This window comes from Streptomyces lichenis, from assembly GCF_023218175.1.
In the GTDB taxonomy this organism is placed as follows: Bacteria; Actinomycetota; Actinomycetes; order Streptomycetales; family Streptomycetaceae; genus Streptomyces; species Streptomyces lichenis.
This window is the reverse complement of the sequence record NZ_JALPTH010000014.1, coordinates 70,939-77,090: the sequence shown is the minus strand read 5'-3', so window position 1 is coordinate 77,090 and position 6,152 is coordinate 70,939. Positions and strand designations below refer to the sequence as shown.

The 6,152-nt window shown below is 72.3% G+C and carries 6 protein-coding genes; 5 read left to right on the top strand and 1 reads right to left on the bottom strand.

The genetic code is table 11. The annotated features are described in order from the left end of the window. Positions 1 to 562: 562 nt before the first annotated feature. Genes M1O15_RS15940 through M1O15_RS15920 form a run of 5 tightly spaced genes read left to right on the top strand, consistent with a single transcriptional unit; the run spans position 563 to position 3,681 of the window. Entirely contained in the window at positions 563 to 1,954 is a 1,392-nt protein-coding gene (locus M1O15_RS15940) for a class I adenylate-forming enzyme family protein (RefSeq protein WP_282576808.1), read from the top strand. A gap of 40 nt (positions 1,955 to 1,994) precedes the next feature. Next, on the top strand, positions 1,995 to 2,258 hold the full coding sequence (locus M1O15_RS15935) for an acyl carrier protein (RefSeq protein ID WP_248634507.1): 264 nt from the start codon (positions 1,995 to 1,997) through the stop codon (positions 2,256 to 2,258). Next, positions 2,255 to 2,458 (top strand): MbtH family protein, encoded by a 204-nt coding sequence (locus M1O15_RS15930; protein WP_248634506.1) that lies wholly within the window; start codon positions 2,255 to 2,257, stop codon positions 2,456 to 2,458. Before M1O15_RS15935 ends, M1O15_RS15930 begins: the two co-directional genes overlap by 4 nt. 9 nt (positions 2,459 to 2,467) lie before the next feature. Then, positions 2,468 to 3,031 (top strand): hypothetical protein, encoded by a 564-nt coding sequence (locus tag M1O15_RS15925; RefSeq protein WP_248634505.1) that lies wholly within the window; start codon positions 2,468 to 2,470, stop codon positions 3,029 to 3,031. Continuing rightward, entirely contained in the window at positions 3,028 to 3,681 is a 654-nt protein-coding gene (locus tag M1O15_RS15920; RefSeq protein WP_248634504.1) for a DUF6875 domain-containing protein, read from the top strand. The genes M1O15_RS15925 and M1O15_RS15920 overlap by 4 nt, the downstream gene beginning before the upstream one ends. A gap of 70 nt (positions 3,682 to 3,751) precedes the next feature. Here the strand turns inward: M1O15_RS15920 and metE are convergent, their stop codons facing one another. Then, the gene (gene metE, locus M1O15_RS15915; protein WP_248634503.1) at positions 3,752 to 6,070 is read right to left on the bottom strand and encodes a 5-methyltetrahydropteroyltriglutamate--homocysteine S-methyltransferase; all 2,319 of its coding nucleotides are present in this window, start codon (positions 6,068 to 6,070) and stop codon (positions 3,752 to 3,754) included. Positions 6,071 to 6,152: the final 82 nt, after the last annotated feature.

Here is a 6,152-nt window from a genome sequence, read left to right as displayed (position 1 = left end):
TGGGGCGACCTTCGGGCAGCCGGACAAGAGGTCGCCGACCGTATTCGGATTTCGGAATACCGGACCGCGTCAAAGCCTTCGGCAACGTATCCCGGCCCTTCTCGGAGGGTCAAGGAGATCAAACGTCCATGCCCACCGGTCTATGCCCGGCCGGCTATGCCCCGCGCACTTCCCGGGCGCTTCTCCCGGATTCGCCGGTTGCCCCGGTGTCCCGCCGGCGGGACACGGCACACCGTGAGGGGCCGTCAGCAAAGCGCCGCCGAGCTGCGGGAATACCTCGAAGACCTGCCCTGTCCGGGTCGGCCCGCGCCCGCCGCCGACCACCCGGTCGTGCTCCCCGCCCGCACCCCCGGCACCATCCCAGTGATCTCCGGTGCGCTTGCCCGCCGTTTCGCGCCAGTGTTAGCTTCGCAGTCGCCGAATGCCCGGCCGAACTCCCACGGCTTATCGCTCGCACGGCCCGTCCCATGAGATCTGTTCGGCTCGTCCTATTCGGCTCGTTCTTTTGGTCCGTTCATTGTGATCGGTTTCATCCGCGAACCTGTTCCCGAAGGAAGCGCGTATGGCGAACACCTGGTGGGGAAGCCATCTTCTGGACCATGGCGCCGATGACGAGCCATGGGCCTTCTCCAGCGCGCCCGTCACCCGGGGCGCGTTACGCGAAGCGGTCGCCGGTATCGCCGAGCGGTTCCGGCGGCGGGGGATAGCGGAGGGCACCTCCGTCGTGCTGCGGATGAAGCCGAGCTTCACCTACCTCCAGGTGCTGCTGGCCCTGTGGAGCCGTGGGGCGCAGGTGGTGCTGGTCGACTTCCGGCTGCAACCGGCCGAGTACGAGCCCCTGGTGCGGCTGGTGCGCCCGCAGTACCAGGTCGCGGCGGCCGGCACGGACGGGCCGGTGACCGGTTTCCGCCAGGAGTCCGGCTTCTCGGTCGAGGCGCTGCCGGACGGCCGGCCCGCCGCCGACGGGGTCCGGCTGGTGCAGTTCAGCTCCGGCTCGACCGGGCGCCCCAAGGTGATCGGCCGGCCGCCCGACTCCGTACTGGCCGAACTCGAACGGCACGCCGCCCTCCCTGGCATGCCCGGCCAGGGCGAACCGGTGCTGCTGCTCAACTCGGTCATGCACAACATGGGCCTGGTCACCGGGGTGCTGCACGCGCTCGCCGCAGGGGCGCCGCTGGTCGTCCCGCCGACCCTCCGCCCGGCCGAGGTGGTGCGGCTGATGGCCCGCACCGAGGTGGCCGCCGTGTTCGGCACCCCCGTCCACTACGCCCTGCTGTCCCGGATCGGCGACCGGCCCGAACTCCCCGCACTGCGGCTGGCGGTGTCCGGCGGCGAACGGGTGCCGCAGGACACCGGCGAGCGGTTCCGCGCCGGGTTCGGACTGCCGGTCAGCCCGGTGTACGGGCTCACCGAGTTCGGCTTGATCGCTGGCGACCTCGTCGGTGCCCCACCGCCGCCGTGCGTCGGGCCGCCGGTGCCGGGAGCCGAGGTCAAGGTGGTCGGCGAGGAGCTGTACCTCCGGCTGGACCGCTCGCCGTACCTGTACGGGGAGCACGCCGACCGGTTCACCGACGGCTGGCTGCGCACCTACGACCGGGTCGCCCAGGACCCGGCCACCGGGGCACTGAGCCTGCTCGGCCGGGCCGACTCGCTGGCCGTGGTCGGCGGGCTGAAGATCGACCTCGCCGAGGTGGAGGCCGCCCTGCTGGCCCACCCCTCGGTCACCGAGGCGGTGGTGGTGCACACCGGGGCGGTGGAGGCGCTGGTGGGCGACGGCGGCGCCGGGCTCACCGCGGACCAGCTCACCGCCTGGTGCCGCAGCCGGCTCAGCCCGGTCAAGATCCCCCGGCGCTTCCACGTCACCGACCGGCTGCCGAGGAACTCCATGGGCAAGCTGCTGCGCGACCCCGGGATGCTCGGCGGGGCGGCCGCGCCGTCCGAGCGGCACCGCTGACCCGTACATCCGACGAAGAACCGAACCGACAGGGGGACTCGTGGTCACCAAGGACGACATCCGGGCGATCCTCACCGAGGAGGCGGGGCTGGGACCTCCGGAGGAGTTCCCGGACGACGCCGAGCTGGTCGTCGACTCCTTCACCCTGCTCGTCCTCCAGCACGGCCTGGAGGAGCGGCACGGAGTGGTCATCGACCCGCAGTTCGAGGACATGGCGCTGTTCACCTCGATCAGCGGCGTGCACCGCTATCTGACCAGCGTGCTGAGCCCCGTCCCTTCCGCCCCGCACAGGGAGACACCATGAGCGGCAACCCCTTCGACAACCCCGAGGGCACCTTCCTGGTGCTCGTCAACGACGAGGGCCAGCACTCGCTGTGGCCCGCCTTCGCCGAGGTGCCGGCCGGCTGGACGGTGGCGCTCGCCGAGACCGACCGGGCCTCCTGCGTCGCCTACGTCGAGGAGAACTGGACCGACATCCGCCCGCTCAGCCTCGTACGCCGATAGGAGACCGCGATGGACGACGCCGCGTTCCGGCAGCTGCTGCTGGACGAGGAGGACCTCGACGAGTCGTTCTTCGGCGAGGAGCCGAGCGCCGCCTACGACCCGGTGTTCGTCTCCGGCGACGAGTCGGGGCGCACCCTGGTGGACCTCACCAACATGCTCACCCACGGCTCGCACCCCGACACCACCCACCACGCCTCCGCGCTGTTCACCAACATCGTCGGCTCGGTGGTGTTCCACCATGTCGCGCAGTTCGGCCAGGGGGCCTGCCGGGAGGTGTACGAGCGGTTCCATGACGCGGCCGGCCGCTGCGGGCACTACCGGATGGAACTCAACGACGGCGTCCAACTGGACATCACCCGGACCGCGTTGGAGCCGGTCGACCTGGGCGACGGGGGATTCGCGGTGCGCTGGGTCTCCACCGTCGACCACTTCCGGATCGAGACCGCCTGGGTGGTGGTGGCCAAGGACTCCGTGCTGACCTTCGTCAACGCCCGCATCCCCGACCCGGCCGAGGTGCACCGGCTCGCCGCCGTCGCGGTCGGCCGGGTCGCCGATCTGACGGGTGCGCCGTGAGCCCCACCGCGGTCGGCGTCGACTACGCGTCCACCCTGGCGGCGGTCGACTCCTGGCTGACCGGCTATATCGCGCAGAGCCATCCGGAGATCGGCCGCACCGGCCCGATCTGCCCGTTCGTCGCCCCCTCCCGGAAGAACCGGACCATGGAGGTCCGCATCCGGCTGGTGGGCCATGCGCCGACCCCCGAGCTGGTCGAGGAGATCGCCCGCAGCAGCCTGCGCGAGTACATGCTCACCACCTGGCAGGGCCGCAACCCCATGCTCCAGGCCATGGTGGTGGTGCTGCCCGACCTGAGCCCCGAGGACACCCCCCTGCTCGACCGGGCCCAGGAGCGGGTGAAGGACGAGTATGTGGCGCAGGGCCTGATGATCGGCCAGTTCCACCCGGACTGCGAGGTGACGGCGGCCCGCAACCCCGCCTTCGCCGTCAGCCGCGCCCCGGTCCCGGTGCTCGCGATCCGCTCCATCGCCCTGCACGACGTCTTCTTCCTGGCCGAGCATCCGCACTGGTTCGCCAAGTACCGGGAGAAGTTCGGCAAGTTCTACGGGCCCGGCACCGCGCTGATGGACCCGCTGCTGATCGAGCGGTACGAGGAGTGCGAGCGGGCGTACGGCCTCGCCACCGCCAAGGCGACCGACCCGCTCTGAACGGACCGGGTGGCGCAGGCCGGGAGAACCGCGCTACGGCTCTCCCGGCCCCGTTGCCGGTACCGCGGGGTCAGGAGCCGGCCAGCTCCCCGCGGACCGTCCGGGCCGCCGCCACCAGGTTCTCCAGGGAGGCGCGCGTCTCCGGCCAGCCGCGGGTCTTCAGCCCGCAGTCGGGGTTGACCCACAGGCGCTCGGCCGGGATCGCCTCCAGTCCCGTACGCAGCAGGGCCGCCGCCTCCTCGGCGCTCGGCACCCGCGGGGAGTGGATGTCGTACACCCCGGGCCCGGCCTCGCGCGGATAGCCGTGCGCGGCCAGCTCCCGGGCCACCTGCATATGCGAGCGGGCGGCCTCCAGGCTGATCACATCGGCGTCCAGGTCGTCGATGGCCCGCACGATGTCGCCGAACTCGGCGTAGCACATATGGGTGTGGACCTGGGTGTCCGGCCGCACCCCGGCGGTGGTCAGCCGGAACGCCTCGGTCGCCCAGGCCAGGTAGGCCGCGTGGTCGGCGGCCCGCAGCGGCAGGGTCTCCCGCAGCGCCGGCTCGTCCACCTGGATCACCGAGGTGCCGGCGGCCTCCAGGTCGGCGACCTCGTCGCGCAGCGCGAGGGCCACCTGCCGGGCGGTGTCCCCGAGCGGCTGGTCGTCGCGGACGAAGGACCAGGCCAGCATGGTGACCGGGCCGGTCAGCATGCCCTTGACCGGGCGGGCGGTGAGCGACTGGGCGTACGAGGTCCAGCGCACCGTCATCGGTTCGGGGCGGGAGATGTCACCGGCCAGGATCGGCGGCCGGACATAGCGGGTGCCGTACGACTGCACCCAGCCGTGCTGGGTCGCCAGATAGCCGGTCAGCTGCTCGGCGAAGTACTGCACCATGTCGTTGCGCTCGGGCTCGCCGTGCACCAGCACGTCCAGCCCGGCCTTCTCCTGGAAGGACAGCACCTCCTGGATCTCGGCCTTGATCCGCTCCTCGTAGCCGGCCGCGTCGATCCGCCCGGCCCGCAGGTCGGCACGGGCCGTGCGCAGCTCGCCGGTCTGCGGGAACGAGCCGATGGTGGTGGTCGGCAGCTGCGGCAGGCCGAGGTGGGCGCGCTGGGCGGCGCTCCGCTCGGCGTACGGCTGGGAGCGGCGCGCGTCGGCGTCGGTGACCGCGGCCGCCCGGTCCCGTACCGCCGGGTCCCGGGTGATCGGGGAGCCGGCTCGGGAGGCGAGGGCGGCGCGGTTGGCGGCCAGTTCGCCCGCGATGGTGTCGGTGCCCTGGGCCAGGCCCCTGGCGAGAGTGGCGATCTCGGCGGTCTTCTGCCGGGCGAAGGCGAGCCAGCGCAGGATGTGCGGGTCGATGTCCCGCTCGGCGGCCGCGTCGATCGGCACATGGAGCAGCGAGCAGGAGGCGGAGACGTCCACCCGCTCGGCCAGACCCAGCAGGGTCCCCAGGGTGGCGAGGGACTTCTCCAGGTCGTTGACCCAGATGTTGCGGCCGTTGACCACACCGGCGACCAGCCGCTTGCCGGGCAGTCCGCCGACCGCGGCCAGGGCCTCCAGGTTGGCGGCGGCGGCCTCGGTGAAGTCCAGGGCCAGGCCCTCCACCGGCGCCTTGGCGAGCACCGGCAGCGCCTTGCCGAGCCGGTCGAAGTAGGAGGCGACCAGCAGCCGCGGCCGGTCGGTGAGGGCGCCGAGGTCGCGGTAGGCGCGCTCGGCCGCGTTCAGCTCGGCCGGGCTGCGGTCCTGCACCAGGGCGGGCTCGTCCAGCTGTACCCACTCGGCGCCCGCGGCCCGCAGATCGCCCAGCACCTCCGCGTACACCGGCAGCAGCCGGTCCAGCAGGGTGAGCGGGTCGAAGTCGGCGGCCACCCCGGGCGCGGGCTTGGCCAGCAGCAGATAGGTGATCGGGCCGACCAGCACCGGACGGGCGGTCAGCCCCAGTGCCAGCGCCTCCGTCAGCTCCGCCACCTGCTTGGCGGAGTCGGCGGTGAAGACCGTGTCCGGGCCCAACTCGGGCACCAGATAGTGGTAGTTGGTGTCGAACCACTTGGTCATCTCCAGGGGCGCGACCTCCTGGGTGCCGCGGGCCATGGCGAAGTAGCCGTCCAGGGCGTCGGCGGCGACGGCCTCCCGGTGGCGGGCGGGCACGGCACCGACCATCACCGTGGTGTCGAGCACCTGGTCGTAGTACGAGAAGTCGCCGGTGGGCACCTCGTGCACCCCGGCCTCGGCGAGCTGCCGCCAGTTCCCGGCGCGCAGTTCGGCGGCGGTGGCCCGGAGGGCGTCGGCGGTGACCCGGCCCTTCCAGTACCCCTCGATCGCCTTCTTGAGTTCACGGTTCTCCCCCTGCCGGGGGTAGCCGTACACGGTGGCCCGTGCTGCCGCGGCTGCGGACTTCGTGGTCACGGAGATCTCCTTCGCGAGACGGATCCCTGAGGTCCCGGAGACGGGGACGAGGACGGCGAAGGTTCGACCGACCGGACGGGGA